Raw genomic sequence first — 15,063 nt, forward strand, 5'->3', positions numbered from 1 at the left:
AAAGATTGGCTGTCCGGTAAAAATTGTACGTTGTTCATATAATTTGCTCTTTGTGGTAATTGAGCAAAGATAATTAGGTGAGATAGTTTTTTACAACTATCTTACCTATTTTTTACCGGACAACAATATAAAAGAATATAAAAGAATATAAAAGAAATTCTATCATTTTCAGAAAAACTCATTCACTTTTGTCAAAATCGGATAAATTGATTTATTTTGAAGTTTTTTGGAAACAATAATCAAGATTATTATTAGTTATATTTTTTATTTAAATTTAAAATTATGAATAAACTATTTTTGACATTCTGCATACTTGGCATTTCGCTTGTTCAATTAGTGGCTCAACCAAACTGGAAATTTGTAAATACCGGCGAAAACCATACTATTTTGGTTCATGAAACAACAAAAATCACAATTGATGGCAAGCTTATCTCGAAAGGTGATTATATTTCTGTTTTCTATGAAAAAAAGACAAAAGATGGAAAAATAGTTTTAGAAAATGCAGGTGGCACTGGTAAAGGTAGCGGAGATATAAACGACAGAAATGGAGTTATGTGGGAAGCCAAAACCACTGCTACTGCTGCATGGGGCACCAAAGAAGGTCAAAACAATGGTTTTGCAAAAGGCGAAAAGTTTAAATGGAGAATTTATAGAGCTTCGGACGGCAAAACTTTCGATGCAGTTGCCACATATATTACAGATCATAGAATTCCAGACGAAGGAAAATATAAAAAAGATGGAATTAGTAGATTAGGAACTTTAAAAGCTGTTTCTAAAAAGTAGGATTTGGCTGACAGGCTTAAGTCTGTGATCAGCAATTTTCAATATTCAATTCATCAATAAATTGAAAATTGATAATACTGTCTTAAATGTTGAGCATCTTTCGTTAATAATCAAAAGCAGTTTACACTTTTCTCTGTGCAACTTTGTGTTTCCTCCGTGTTTCTTTGTGTTATAGTTATTTCACAAAGCTACTTAAAGAAAGAACAAAGGCACGCAAAGTGAATAATACCGAATGTTTTTCTAAATCAATTCTCAGAGTTTTTTCAATAACTTATATCTATCCAATGATAACTATTCATATCGTAAGGCATTTATCGGATCTAATTTAGATGCTTTTACAGCCGGGATATAACCAGATAAAATGCCTACAATAAAGCATATTGCAATTCCAAAACTTATCCAAACCCACGGGATATAAAAATTACTATCCATAAGCATAGTTACAATATTTCCTGCGACTATTCCTAAGATTATTCCAAATATTCCTCCAAGCTGACCAATTATTATTGCTTCAAGCAAAAACTGTTGCTTAATGGTAACCGATTTTGCTCCAATTGCTTTTCTGGTGCCAATTTCGCGTGTGCGTTCCGATACCGAAACCAGCATAATATTCATCAAGCCAATTACTGCTCCAAGCAGAGTAATTACTCCAATTATAGTTGCCGAAAGAGTAATAAATTTTACATCCTCAAAAAAGGTGTTGAGCAATTGATCCATTTTTTCAATTCTGAAATTATCTTCCTCGTCAAGCTCAAGTTTTCTAATTTTTCTGAAACATCCTCTGGCTTCACCGACTGCAATATCCAGTAACTTTTCATTTTTCGGAGCTACTTTGATAGTGAAATCCATGTTTGGCCTCGAAAAATATTGCCTTACATTAGTGATAGGTAGTAGGCAAATTTTATCTTCATTTCCTCCAAAAGTACTGCCCTTCTCTGTCAAAACACCTATTACTTTATATTTGCCGTTTCCAATTGTAATAATCTTATCGAGTGGATCTGTATTTTTCCCAAAAATATTTCTTGCCAATTCGCTGCCAATAATTGTAACATTCCTATTCATCTCAATGTCTTGAACAGTAAAATTTCTACCCAACCAAATTTCTCTGCCAGCAGTTTGAATATAGTTTTCATCGGTGCCATTTACCCGGATATTTGGATCGGTTTTTTTCGACTCATATTTTACGGTTGCAACATAAGATGCCCATGTATAAATCGAAACATTAGATGGAAAATTGTATTCAGATTTAAATCGAATTGCATCTTTATATGAGATATATAAATACGATCTCGATTTTTTTGTTTTTTGTTTTTGATTCGTATTTCCTTGATAATATGTGTATCGCTTTTCAATAGAAAAAGTATTGGTGCCCATGCTTGCAAACTGATTGCTTAGCATAAATTTCATTGCATCGATAGTAGTAAGAATCCCAACAAGGGCAGTAATTCCTACAGCAATAATACATATTGTTAAAATTGTTCTAAGCAAGTTCGACCTAATTGATTGAAAAGCAATTTTAATATTCTCGAATAGTAAAAATCTGTTTACCATATATTTATGATTTATTGAGATAAATATTGTGCTGAAATTTTTGTTAGTTCAAGTAAATTAGCATTTAACATTTCAGAATAGCCCATACAATTCCGCTTCAATTTTATCAATTACACCTCTCAAATCTTCAGGCTTATTAAAGTAATCTGTATGATTAGCATCAACAATCAAGACTTTTCCTAAATTGTATCCTTCTATCCAGGCTTCGTATCTTTCATTTAATCTTTTCAGATAGTCTAATCTCAATGTGTTTTCGTAGTCTCTGCCTCGTTTCTGAATTTGATTTACTAATGTTGGAATACTTGCACGCAAATAAATTAATAAATCGGGGGCTTGAATTAGCGAAACCATCATTTTGAACAATGATTGGTAATTCTCGAAATCACGAGTGTGCATCAGTCCCATTGAATGAAGATTTGGGGCAAAAATATAAGCATCTTCATATATAGTTCTATCTTGAACAACGACCTTTCCTTTTTGGCGAATTTCCAAAATTTGATTGAATCTGCTATTTAAAAAATAGATTTGCAAATTGAAAGACCACCGTTTCATATCGTCGTAAAAATCTGTCAAATATGGATTTTCTTCTACGTCTTCGAAGTGAGCTTCCCATTTGTAATGTTTTGCTAACAATCGGGTTAATGTTGTTTTTCCCGAACCTATATTTCCTGCAATTGCTACGTGCATAATTTCTTATTATTAAATTTTATAAAATTAGAAAGGGTTTGAAATTATTAGTTTTTTTGAAAATAGTTTTTGTTTGTTGGTAATGTGTAAAATATAAACTCCATTTGATACAAACGACACATTTATTGTTTTCAATAACTCATTTTTTGAACCAAGCAACTCTTCCTGATATACTATTTCCCCATACAAATTAAAAATTGAAATTTGAGTTTGACCTTCAAAACCTGAAAAGTTTATATTGAATATTCCATTATTAATATTTGGAAATATTTGGAAATCGAAATTCTGATTTGAATTTGAAATTCCAAGGCAAAGTTCAAAAGTGATAGTTATTTCATCAGAATTTTCACAGCCGTTTGAATCTACAACAGTTACAAAAAAGGTTTCTGTTCCTAGACCAAAAACATTCGAATCGATAGTTAAATATTGATCGAATGAAATTTCTAGGCCTGTTGAATTTGACCAAACATAAGAAGCTCCTGCATTTTCAGCATTAAGTATAACACTTTCTGTCAAACAAAGAATTGTATCGCTACCTAAATTAATTTGCGGAACAGCAGAAATTTCAACTATCAAAGGATCGGAAATGTTTCCTTCGCCAACTGAATTGATACCTTTTACGTAAATTTCAGCAGTTCCTGTGAAAAGGTTATCCCAATCGATTGTTGCTTCAGGTCCAAATCCGAAAATTGTTCCGGCAGTTGAAGGAATTAGTTCCCAAATATAGTCGGTAGCGTTAAAAGAACCGGCAGTTTCATAAATAAAGTTATCTGGATTTTGGCAAAAATGAGTTGCACCTGATGGTGTTGCAGCTTGTGTTGGCAAAGGATCTACAGTGAGAGCTTTTATACAAAAATTGGCTGTTTCGTCAATTTCAAATAAATCTTTCCACTGACTAGCTGAACGATAGTAACTTTCGTTAGCTTCAGCCCTGGATTCAACAATAACTCTTTGCGATGAGCCCAACAAAACCGGAACATCTGATGTTTGATCGTAAGGATGTCCTCCATTGGAAAATTTCACATAAACATAAAATTCTTGTCCGGGATTTAATATAACAACTGAACTTATATCAATTGTATGAAATCCTGTATGCTCAATGAGGCCGCTATCTAACGACAAAGTATCGCTAAGTTCGGTTTGAAAATTTCCATAAACTATTGCAACATAATCTACGTTATCTTGTGCAGTGAAAAAGCTTATTGACTTAATAGCCTCCTGAGAATCTGCTGTAAAAGCATTAAAAGCCTCGCTTACAGTAGTTTTTGTTGCCCGCCATCCATGATAATCGTGGTAATATATTTTTTTATAATTATACAATTCAACTTCCTGAAAAGAAATTGCTCCCATTTCGGGATGATGCACTGCATGTTTATCGTAGTAGGAAATCCAAAAATATCCATCGTTTCCCCAGGCTTCTCCCCAACTATTTTTGCACAACCATGCTCCCGGATTTGGTGCTTGAGTAACAAGTGTATCGTTCCAACCAATTATTGCTATTGCATGGTTGGGTTCTAATTGGGATGAACTTGGTTGATAATGAATAAAATCGTTATTGATGAAACCTCCATTGTAGCACATACAAGTGCCCATAACTCCTTCGGTCATAATTTTTGTTTTTATCAAAACAATATTATTCAAGTTTGAATCCATCGAAAACCATTCAATTTCTCGTGGATAATATATATGAAAAGTAGAGTCAAATCGTTCAGGTGGATTATTGTACGACTGTCCATCAATTTCGCGTACTGCACCTTCTCCACGCGACAAATATGCAGAAGTTACACGATAATCTCCACCGAAATGAACTGTCAGCCCGCCAGTTGAAGGATAAATGTCATCGTTTTGGAAATCGTTGAAACCATTCCACCAGTCTAAATGATATTCGGCAAGATTTGGCTCGCCAGTATCTCCTACTGCCTCCCAAACGCCCGATATCATCAGATTTCCTTCAATTGCAGCCATAGCACCATGTGTCCAACATGTTCCCCCTTCCTGACTTTTTACCGATGTAACAAAATTTGTAGTATTGAAATTTCTTAAATCGAAAACATCAGGAATAACTTGTGCCTGAATTAATCCGAAAACAAGAAAAGTAAGCAAAGACAATATATATTTTTTCATAGCATATATCTAAAAGACAAGAACATTCCTACATTTTATATTATGACAAATTTATCAATTAATTTTTAGTTCGTCTAAAATTCAAAAAATATTATTACATAAAATTCAATATTCATTTGCATATATTGTTATATATTAGATATATACGGTAGTTTATATAATTTTTTTATTTTTTTTCGATAAGAATACAATAATAAACTAACAAAATAGTTTTGTAACTAAACATTTAGTTATACTTTTGTGCAGAAATTAAAATTGATTTTTTGAAAATATGAAGGAACTTACAAAAGCAGAGGAACAAGTGATGCAAATTCTTTGGGAAATAGAAAAAGGTTTTGTGAAAGACATAATTGAAAAACTCCCAAAACCAAAACCAGCTTATAATACAATTTCAACAATAGTCAGGATTTTAGAAAGAAAAGGCGTTGTTGGCTATAAGGCTTATGGAAAAACTCACGAATATTTTCCATTGATCAGCAAAAAAGAATATTCAAAAGAGTATCTCGGTTCGTTTGTTAAGAGCTATTTTAGCAATTCGTATAAACAAATGGTTTCATTTTTTGCCAACGAATCAAAGCTAAATATCAACGAATTAGAGGAAATTCAAAAAATTATAAATAATCATATTCAAAAACAAAAATCATAAAATTATGGATTCAATATTTCAATATATTTTTCAGTCGTTCCTTAGTTTTGCGTGTTTATATTTGATTTATTTCATTCTTTTGAAAAATGAGACATTTTTTCGACTCAACAGATATTATTTGTTAATATCTGCAGTTATCTCATTATTAATTCCTTTTGCGAAATTTGAATTTGCACAGACAGTTTCTCAAAACTCTATCTCGTATTTGCTTGATACTGTTGAATTTGCAGATAATAAAATTGAGAACTTGTTGCCGGTTCATTTCCAATTGTCGAATATTTTACTTTATATATATTTAATTGGAGTAACTTTTTATACAACGAAATTTCTATATCAATTTTACAGAATTTATAAGATGATCAGCAAATTTCAAGTAGTAAAATCGAATGGACTTAAATTAGTTTTTACAAATTCTGAATATCTGAATTTCTCATTTTTCAATATAATTTTCTTGAACAATTCTGACACAAAAAGCGAAGATGCTCAGAAAATTTTATCACACGAATTGGTTCATGTCAATCAAAAACATACTATTGATGCAATTTTCATTGAAGTATTGTCAATAATAATATGGTTTAATCCGATAATTTATTTATACAAAAATTCAATAAAAGAGGTTCATGAATATCTTGCCGACGATAATGTAATAAAAAACAGTAATATGTACAGCTATCAGGAACTTTTACTTTCGAAAGTTGTTGGTACACAATTCAATTTATTAACTAATTTTTTTAACAAATCACTAATCAAAAGGAGAATTATTATGATGACTAAACCAAGAAGTTCGAGTTTGGCAAAATTTAAAGTATTTTTTGCCATTCCAATGATTTTTATGCTAATGCTTGCTTTTTCGACTGCACCAAAGAAAGCTTATTCTCAGGAAAAGCAAGAGAAAATTGTCTTAAAAAGTGAGTCTAAACAATCTAAAGGAAATGAAGTTTATACGAAAGTAGATGTAATGCCGGAATTTTCAGGCGGAGCCAAAGCATTACGAAAATTTATTGCTACAAATGTAGTCTATCCCGAAATTGCAAGAAAAAAAGGAATTGTAGGGAAAGTTTACGTAAAATTTGTTGTGGATAAAAATGGTAATATTACGAAAGTGAAAATATCCAGAGGGGTAAATGAGATTATAGACAGAGAGGCATTGAGAGTTATAAATTCTATGCCAAAATGGAAACCCGGAAAACAAAATGGAAAAGCTGTAGATGTTGAGTTTACAATTCCTATAGATTTTAAACTTTCTGATAAAGAAAAATAGTTTTGCTTATTAAGTAAAAAAATAAAAAATGGAAGCTTTGAATTGGGCTTCCATTTTTTGTTTGAGATATAGCTTCTTTTTTTTAGAATTTAGTTTTAGCTTGGGCTAAATATAATACTGAAAGAATTTTTCTACCAGTGGTATTAAGAGTATAAGTTCCAGGGTTTAATACTGCAGGATCTACTCCTCCAACATCATTTAAATTATGTAATGCTTGAGTTACTTCTATTTTAAATGTGCCTTCAGTCATTCCAGGTGGCCATCTTGCTCTTGCTTCTGTAATCTCATGTGTTTGAGGATTATAAATTGTTGAATTAACTCCTGGACTTGGATTTCCTAATTTTTTCTGCATCCATAAATGTGGTGTTGTTGGTTCTGTGCTGCTTTCTTCAAATGGCATAGTTAAATAACAGTGTGGTATGCTTGTTAAATCTGCTTTTAATTCATCAAACCATAATTGTTGAGTTGCAGTTATTGAATCTCCTAATGCTACATCCCACCAAGCTGTTGCATTTGCATCTGCTGTACTGAACTTTCTTGTACCTGTATTTCCCATTGAAGTGTATGATGCATAACTCATCATGTTTGTCAACGGAAAATCATTCATTAAATTATAAACAAATATTGTATCATTGGTTTGAATTATAACTGGTGAACTTTGGTCATCAACTGCTCTTTGTTCAAATGCTTCTAATTGTCCTGGTCTTTTTAGGAATGTGTAGAATGAAGCTACTCCATAAAAACTTTCAATATCTCCGCTGTGGCTTCCATATATTTCATATGTTGATCCTGGATCCATTGTAACTGTTATTGTTCCATTTGCACTTGTAAGTGTTGAATAGCTGGATAAACCGTTTTTCTTATGATGTAAAGTGCTTGTTCCGTTTATTAATGTTGTATCTTCACTTGCTGATTTGAATATGAATGTTACTTGTGTGTTAGTCGGATTTTGTACATTCACACTCACATCTGCACTATCTGTTTCTATTGGGTTGCCATTATCTGATACTGAGTATTGGAAATTATCTGTTCCTGTAAATCCATTGTTTGGCAGGTATGTTGCTTCGCCTGTTGTAGGGTTTATGTTTGTGATTGCACCGTTGCTTGGTGCTTGTGTGATTGTTACTGAGTTTGGTACTAAATTGCCATCTGAATCATAGTCGTTTAATAATAAGTTTATTGTTACTGCTGTTTGATAAGGTGTTGTTGCTTGATCATTATTTGCTGTTGGTGGATTGTTTATTTGTGGTTCTACTGTTATGTATAGCATTGATGTGTCTGATAGGCTTGGGTTGCCATCGTCCCAGATTACGCATTCTAGGCTGTCTACTCCGCTGAATCCGCTTGGTGTTGTATAGTCAACGTTTCCGTTTCCGTCTGGAATTGCTGTTCCAAATACTGGCGCTTGTGTTATTTCTGTTAAGTTTGGCACTATACTTCCGTCTATGTCTGTGTCGTTTGTTGTTATTGGGATGCTTGTTGTTGAGTTATATAGAACTGTTGCAAAATCATTATTTGCTATTGGTGCATCATTCACATTTTGTATACTCATAAATACTATTGCAGTGTCTGAAAGTCCTAAACTATCTGTTACTCTGTATTCGAATTGGTCTGGTCCTGAGTAGTTTGCATTAGGTACATAGGTCATTTCGCCTGTTACAGGGTCAATGAATGTTACATCTCCATGGCTTGGTTGTTGTAATCCTGTTGTTTCAACGCTTCCCGGATCTATATTTCCTTCTGCATCGACATCGTTTCCTGTTACGTTTACAATTGCTGTTTCATCTTCATTCATTACTTGATAATCATCAATTGCACTTGGTGGAGTGTTTATCCAATAAAATAATGTATCAGCAAGTGTCATTTTAATATGGTATCCTTGCCCCTCCTGCATATTTACAATATTGTTCACGCCATATTGAGGCCAAAAAATCAACCCATTCCCACTTTTTACCATTATAACATTTACAAGTATTGGATTTAAGGCTAATTCAATAGATTTTTGATAATCGAGAAAATAGGCTATGATATTCCAGCCCTGGCTAATAAAAACAGATGTAGTTTGCGGATTTATACGAGACCCAAAAACTATTAGAGTATCTGCCTGCAATGTTTTAATCTGATAGCCTTCGCCAATCATATGATTACCTATCTGATTCACATTATATGTAGGCCAAAATACCAAGCCATCATCATTCTTCACAATTGAGATATTTTGAATTATTGATGCAAATATTGAATCCATAGAAGATTGGTCAGGATCAATAAAAGTGGAAACTATACTCCATCCAGTTGTGAATATTACTAGTTGTGAATCCGGAACAATCATGGATTGATTTTTCAAACTTGATTCAAAATCCACTACAAGATGTGCAAAAGATAGAAAAGGAAAAAGAAAGGGGACAAGAAAAAGTATAATTTTGTGTCTCATAATCAGTATTCATTTCAAAATTAAACAAATTATGACAAAAATATAAAATTTCCCCTTTAATCAAAATTAAAATCACTTCAAAACAATTCTCTCTTTAATATCGTTTGCAAGTTCTTTGCGAAGGGTAATTAGCTGAACTATTTTTTGTTGAATTACAATTATTTCCTCAACCTTATTTTTGTTTTGTGCCTCAATTCCTTGTTTCTGAACATCGTTTATCATTTCGTTCACTTTCTTAATTTTGTAGGTTAGGATAGTTTCAGGAATTTCGACATTGAGGTTCATCTCTTCGGTAGCAATATATAGTCCCGAACGTTTTTGCCAGAAATCGCTCAGGCTATGTTGTGTACTTAAAATTTCAGCAACTAAAGAATTTATCTTTGCATCTTGATGATTGATAAAATACTTCTCATTAATTTGCTGGTTTTTAGAATAATTAAGTTTAATTTCATTAAAAACAAAATTGTATAAAGTATTCTTAAAAATCAGGTCATCCTTAGTAATTTCATCGATAATAAATTGTGCAACACTGATTGAAATTTTCTCATCGTTTTCGGAATTCGAATTTATCGAGAATGTATTGTTGCCATATTTAAAAAGCAATGTTATGATTTTTTTCTCAATAGTTTCATAGCCATCCTCAATTTGCGATTGCAATTGCGATGGAGATGTTGTTTTTCTTCTTACAACATCAGATTCCCTAATAGGTGCAATTTTAGAATTTGCTTGTCGCCGAATATGTTTGTTAACCTCGGCATACAATAATTCTTCCTTAACATCTAAAAGAGTGCTACACTCCTTAATATATACCGAACGGGTGATTCTGGCAGGAATAACGGCTATTGATTGAACTATATTATCGATCAATCCGGCTACTTTCAAAGGATCGTTTTCGTTTCCTTTAAGCAACAAATTGGTTTTGAAAAGAATAAAATCTTTTTCGTTTTCAGCAATATATTTTTCAATTACCGATGAACTTTTGTTTTGCACAAAAGAATCGGGATCTTCGCCTTCCGGGAAAAGTAAAACTTTCGTATTTAATCCTTGTTCAAGAATCATATTTATTCCGCGAAGCGAGGCTTTAATTCCGGCTTCGTCTCCATCATACAGTATTGTGATATTTGGCGTAAAACGTTTTATAAGGCGAATTTGATCGTTAGTAAGCGATGTGCCCGACGAAGCCACAACATTTTCGATTCCTGCCTGATGCAGCGAAATTACATCTGTATAACCTTCAACCAAATAGCATTTATTCTCCTGAATCATCGATTTTTTTGCCTGAAATATTCCATAAAGAACTTTGCTTTTAGAATATAATTCTGTTTCAGGCGAGTTTATGTATTTAGCACTTTTTTTATCGCTTCGCAAAATTCTGCCACCAAAACCCAAAATTGTCCCCGATAAACTGTGAATAGGAAAAATAACACGGTCTCTGAATCTATCGGCTTGCCAATTTTCTTTTCTTATGACAAGTCCCGATTTTTCTAACAAATCAATTTTATAACCCTTGGAGACCGCTGTTTTAGCAAAATCGTCTTTTTTATCAAGACTATAACCTAATTGAAATTTTTCAATCACATTTTCATTGAAACCTCTTTCAATCAAATATTTAAGACCAATTGTTTTACCCTCGCTTGTTTCTGTGAGGTTTGCTGTAAAATATTTTTGTGCAAAAGAAGTAATTATTTGAAGGCTTTCTTTTTTGTTTTTTTCTTCAATTTCTTCCCTTGTGATTTCTCTCTCAACAATTTCGATATGATATTTTTTCGCCAAATATCTGAGAGCATCCCAATAATCAACATTTTCGTGTTCTCTGATAAAATGAACAGAATTTCCACCTTTTCCACAACCAAAGCATTTAAAAATATTTTTTGCTGGCGAAACGGTAAAAGATGGAGTTTTTTCGTTATGAAACGGGCACAGTCCTAAATAGTTAACTCCTCTTTTTTTTAAGTTAACAAAATCTTGAACCACCTCAACGATGTTGGCAGTTTCAAAAATTCGGGTGGCTGTGGAGTTGTCTATCATTTCTATTTTATATTTTTGATTGCCTATTTTTGATTGTCAATAATCAATATTCAATTATTAAAGGCTGCCAATCATTTTTTTCGGATCTACCCATTTGGTAAATTCATCATCGCTAAGAAAACCTAAGTCTAATGCAGCTTTGCGAAGAGTTGTATTTTCTGCATGAGCTTTTTTGGCAATTTTTGCAGCTTTTTCATAACCAATATGAGGATTTAGTGCTGTTACCAACATAAGAGAATTTTCAAGATTTTGTTTAATCACATCACTATTAGGCTCAATTCCAATTGCACAATTATTATTGAAGGAAACACAAGCATCGCCAATCAAACGTGCAGCTTGCAAAAAGTTATAAATCATCACAGGTTTGAAAACATTCAGCTCGAAATGTCCGTTCATTCCTCCAACTGTAATTGCTGCATCGTTACCAATTACCTGAGCACAAACCATTGTCAGCGCTTCAACTTGCGTAGGATTAACTTTTCCGGGCATAATAGATGAGCCGGGCTCGTTTGCCGGAATAATAATTTCACCAATTCCACTTCTTGGGCCCGAAGCCATCAAACGAATATCGTTGGCAATTTTCATTAAACTTGTAGCAACAGTTTTTAATGCTCCTGAAGCCTCAACTATTGCATCGTGAGCTGCCAGCGATTCAAATTTATTCTCTGCCGAAACAAAAGGAAATTCGGTAAAATCCGCTATTTTTTTTGCAACCAAATCGGCATATCCTGCCGGTGTATTAATTCCCGTTCCAACGGCAGTTCCGCCCAGAGCAAGCTCAGTGAGGTGCGCCAATGTATTTTTAATAGCTTTTAGTCCATGATCTAATTGGGAAACATAACCCGAAAATTCCTGTCCTAAAGTTAAAGGTGTTGCATCCATCCAATGTGTTCTTCCAATTTTTACAACATCTTTGAATGCTTCCGATTTCCCGGCAAGGGTATTTCTTAAAAGCTCTATTCCCGGAATCGTAGTTTCCAGTAACATTTTATATGCTGCAATGTGCATTGCCGTGGGGAAAGTGTCGTTCGACGATTGCGATTTGTTTACATCATCGTTCGGATGAATAAAATTTTTCCCTTCGCCAAGTTTTCCTCCTTTCAGAACATGTGCTCTGTTTGATACAACTTCATTTACATTCATATTCGACTGAGTTCCCGAACCTGTTTGCCAAACTACAAGCGGAAATTGGTCATCTAATTTTCCAGCAATAATTTCATCGCAAACTGCAGAAATGAGCTCAGCCTTTTCTTTAGGCAAAACGCCAAGTTCATGATTTGTCCAGGCTGCCGATTTTTTCAAATAGCCAAATGCCTTGACAATTTCTATAGGCATGGTGTTTCCACCAATCTTAAAATTCTCTTTTGAGCGTTGAGTTTGTGCACCCCAATATTTTTCGGCAGGTACTTGAACCTCGCCCATAGTGTCTTTTTCTACTCTATATTTCATATCATTATTTTAAAAAATCTTTTGGCAAAGATAGTTGTTTTGAATACAAATATGCCTATGAATTACTTGATTTGAAATCTCAATTTATTCATGATAATTATCGGAATTTTTAAAATGTATTAAGAGAATTTCATGACTATTATTGTGCTATTATTACTTTATTGGATATTGGTGTTTGACAAAACTGAAATGTAATTGATTTGGGGCATAGTGGTTGGGGGGCTGTGGTTTTCAGTTGAATGATATATGCAAATTTAAAAACCGATGGAAAGTATCTTAAAATAACTGTTTGAAATCTTATATCCTTGTTTTACTGTTATTTACAAGATTAGAAAATGTTCGATTTTTTTATCAATATTTTGAAATATTTAAATATTATTTAATTTTGGTTTTTAATATTATTTTTATTCCGAATATTATGTAATATTCGAAATCAAACATCTAAAATATTGTAATATGTATATAGACAATATTCCTAATGAATTTAAAGGCCAAAATGTTTTATATCACTATACTGAAGCATCTACTGCATTAGAATACATTCTTGCTGATGAACGATTAAAATTGTCGCCAAGGAAAAAGTCAGCAGATCCAATTGAGAATAGTGAAATTAACTATATTGTTTGTTCAAGTAGAAAAGATTTTAATACAAAAAATATAGACCATGAAAAAATAGACAAAATTATTACAGCTTCTAAAGAAAAAGAAGAGAGTTTAAAACAGATATGCTTTTGTGTTAACAAGGATGAAAAAAAATATGAATATTACCAAATAAGGCCACATGAGTATTATGGGTTTTTAAAACCTAGAATGTGGGATCAATATGGAGATAGATACAATGGTGTTTGTCTGGCATTTAATCAAACTGTTTTATCAGATAAAAATGCAGATATAGATCATGCAAGTAAAGTCAAATATCTACGGTATATTGACCTGCATCCAGGAATTAATGTTAAAATTGAAGAAGCCTTTTTAGGATGTTGGAACACAGAGGATTATGTTGTTAATTTTAAAGAATATATGAATACTAATGCTTTCAAGAAACATAGAGACTATATAAACGAAGATGAATTCAGGATTATCAAATATTCAAAAAAAGATTGCTATCTTTCTATAAAAGATTGCCTTTTGGGTATTGTTATATCCAGTAATCTATCAAGTTATCAAACGAAAACTTTTTACAAATATGCAATAGATTATAAAGTACCTATAGTGAGAATTCTTTGGGATAATTCGGACCTAAAATTTGATATTAAAAAAGGTTCTGATTTGGATAGCTTTATCTCAATTTAAGCAATTCTTATGCTAAGCTATTGTTGCTCGAATGTTTTAAACTTGCAGCAGAATGAGGGCATTGCCTTAGAGAACCTAAGTCAACAGCAAGAACTTCAGACAATGAGTGCCGGGTGGCTGAGGTTCTCGAAGGCACATTTTGCACCAAATTTGTTTTGTATTTGTTTCAACTTTGCCAAATTTTAGTATTTTGTAATAGAAAAAAAGCCTGCAAAAATGCAGGCTTTTTTTGTTTTCACATTGGCAATATTTTTTCAATATCATGTTTTATACATTTCTTCTAAATATTTTTCCAGCATTAGTTTAATTCGCTTAGTTACTTGATTCCCTTTATATGCACAATAGACAAGTGCTTTGTATTCGTCAGTTTTTATTGTATCTAAATGTTCAATTTTTTGAGTGTCAATATATTTCTGCATAATTTTCTCTGTAGAGAATTCTTTCAATTGACTAAAATATATAAATGTGTTCTTTCGAAAAGAAAATCCATTTTTCCCAATTACTTTATTGGCTGGAAAGTAATAACAATGCTTTGTTTCATTAAAAATACAACCACATTTTATATCTTTATGATTTACATACATTTGAGAAGAGGGAGGCTAATAACAATACAGTCTTTATCGTTATTAAGGGTATTTCTAAAAATGCAAACTCCTGCGTTGTTTCATAATTTTAACCCAAGTTGAGAACAATATTTTATATCTGCCTACATATGAGCATATTACGTTCATAGGATTCGTTTTTCGGGTACTACGGATTTTGTAATTTCAATATTTTCAACGAACTAAATTTCAAGTTGCAAAGTTAACA

General features: G+C 32.5%; 11 protein-coding genes. 4 read left to right on the plus strand and 7 right to left on the minus strand.

Annotated elements, in window-relative coordinates; translation table 11 throughout:
• Positions 1-282: 282 nt before the first annotated feature.
• Positions 283-783, plus strand: a complete 501-nt coding sequence (locus tag HN894_01895) for a hypothetical protein (protein MBT7142061.1) — start codon at positions 283-285, stop codon at positions 781-783.
• 291 nt (positions 784-1,074) lie between these two features.
• Here HN894_01895 and HN894_01900 read toward each other — a convergent pair whose 3' ends face one another.
• The 3 genes from HN894_01900 to HN894_01910 form a co-directional block, all read right to left on the minus strand.
• The gene (locus HN894_01900) at positions 1,075-2,334 is read right to left on the minus strand and encodes an FtsX-like permease family protein (GenBank protein MBT7142062.1); all 1,260 of its coding nucleotides are present in this window, start codon (positions 2,332-2,334) and stop codon (positions 1,075-1,077) included.
• A 72-nt stretch (positions 2,335-2,406) separates the two neighbouring features.
• A complete protein-coding gene (locus HN894_01905; GenBank protein MBT7142063.1) occupies positions 2,407-3,021 on the minus strand; it encodes a deoxynucleoside kinase in 615 nt (204 codons plus the stop codon).
• A 27-nt stretch (positions 3,022-3,048) separates the two neighbouring features.
• The gene (locus HN894_01910; protein MBT7142064.1) at positions 3,049-5,145 is read right to left on the minus strand and encodes a T9SS type A sorting domain-containing protein; all 2,097 of its coding nucleotides are present in this window, start codon (positions 5,143-5,145) and stop codon (positions 3,049-3,051) included.
• Between the two features lie 271 nt (positions 5,146-5,416).
• Between HN894_01910 and HN894_01915 the strand changes: the two genes are divergently transcribed.
• Positions 5,417-5,791, plus strand: a complete 375-nt coding sequence (locus tag HN894_01915; GenBank protein MBT7142065.1) for a BlaI/MecI/CopY family transcriptional regulator — start codon at positions 5,417-5,419, stop codon at positions 5,789-5,791.
• Positions 5,792-5,795: 4 nt separating this feature from the next.
• Complete coding sequence (locus HN894_01920; protein ID MBT7142066.1) at positions 5,796-7,052, plus strand: M56 family metallopeptidase; 1,257 nt, start codon at positions 5,796-5,798, stop codon at positions 7,050-7,052.
• A gap of 82 nt (positions 7,053-7,134) precedes the next feature.
• Here HN894_01920 and HN894_01925 read toward each other — a convergent pair whose 3' ends face one another.
• From HN894_01925 to fumC, 3 genes are all read right to left on the minus strand, one after another.
• Positions 7,135-9,483 carry a tandem-95 repeat protein gene (locus tag HN894_01925; GenBank protein ID MBT7142067.1) on the minus strand — a complete coding sequence of 783 codons (2,349 nt, stop codon included), beginning with the start codon at positions 9,481-9,483 and terminating at the stop codon, positions 7,135-7,137.
• A 72-nt stretch (positions 9,484-9,555) separates the two neighbouring features.
• Positions 9,556-11,511: a DNA primase gene (locus tag HN894_01930; protein ID MBT7142068.1), complete on the minus strand. Its 1,956-nt coding sequence runs from the start codon at positions 11,509-11,511 to the stop codon at positions 9,556-9,558.
• A 57-nt stretch (positions 11,512-11,568) separates the two neighbouring features.
• The gene (gene fumC, locus HN894_01935; protein MBT7142069.1) at positions 11,569-12,960 is read right to left on the minus strand and encodes a class II fumarate hydratase; all 1,392 of its coding nucleotides are present in this window, start codon (positions 12,958-12,960) and stop codon (positions 11,569-11,571) included.
• Positions 12,961-13,416: 456 nt separating this feature from the next.
• On the opposite strand from fumC, the gene HN894_01940 reads away from it, so the two are divergent.
• Positions 13,417-14,253: a DUF2971 domain-containing protein gene (locus HN894_01940; GenBank protein ID MBT7142070.1), complete on the plus strand. Its 837-nt coding sequence runs from the start codon at positions 13,417-13,419 to the stop codon at positions 14,251-14,253.
• A gap of 260 nt (positions 14,254-14,513) precedes the next feature.
• Here the strand turns inward: HN894_01940 and HN894_01945 are convergent, their stop codons facing one another.
• A complete protein-coding gene (locus HN894_01945; protein MBT7142071.1) occupies positions 14,514-14,672 on the minus strand; it encodes a hypothetical protein in 159 nt (52 codons plus the stop codon).
• Positions 14,673-15,063: the final 391 nt, after the last annotated feature.

The organism is Bacteroidota bacterium (assembly GCA_018692315.1).
GTDB lineage: Bacteria > Bacteroidota > Bacteroidia > Bacteroidales > JABHKC01 > JABHKC01.

What these genes read in the sequence shown, in the direction of transcription:
- HN894_01895 (MBT7142061.1), top strand. Translation starts at nt 283, where the DNA reads ATGAATAAACTATTTTTGACATTCTGCATACTTGGCATTTCGCTTGTT.
- HN894_01900 (MBT7142062.1), bottom strand. Translation starts at nt 2,334, where the DNA reads ATGGTAAACAGATTTTTACTATTCGAGAATATTAAAATTGCTTTTCAA.
- HN894_01905 (MBT7142063.1), bottom strand. Translation starts at nt 3,021, where the DNA reads ATGCACGTAGCAATTGCAGGAAATATAGGTTCGGGAAAAACAACATTA.
- HN894_01910 (MBT7142064.1), bottom strand. Translation starts at nt 5,145, where the DNA reads ATGAAAAAATATATATTGTCTTTGCTTACTTTTCTTGTTTTCGGATTA.
- HN894_01915 (MBT7142065.1), top strand. Translation starts at nt 5,417, where the DNA reads ATGAAGGAACTTACAAAAGCAGAGGAACAAGTGATGCAAATTCTTTGG.
- HN894_01920 (MBT7142066.1), top strand. Translation starts at nt 5,796, where the DNA reads ATGGATTCAATATTTCAATATATTTTTCAGTCGTTCCTTAGTTTTGCG.
- HN894_01925 (MBT7142067.1), bottom strand. Translation starts at nt 9,483, where the DNA reads ATGAGACACAAAATTATACTTTTTCTTGTCCCCTTTCTTTTTCCTTTT.
- HN894_01930 (MBT7142068.1), bottom strand. Translation starts at nt 11,511, where the DNA reads ATGATAGACAACTCCACAGCCACCCGAATTTTTGAAACTGCCAACATC.
- fumC (MBT7142069.1), bottom strand. Translation starts at nt 12,960, where the DNA reads ATGAAATATAGAGTAGAAAAAGACACTATGGGCGAGGTTCAAGTACCT.
- HN894_01940 (MBT7142070.1), top strand. Translation starts at nt 13,417, where the DNA reads ATGTATATAGACAATATTCCTAATGAATTTAAAGGCCAAAATGTTTTA.
- HN894_01945 (MBT7142071.1), bottom strand. Translation starts at nt 14,672, where the DNA reads ATGCAGAAATATATTGACACTCAAAAAATTGAACATTTAGATACAATA.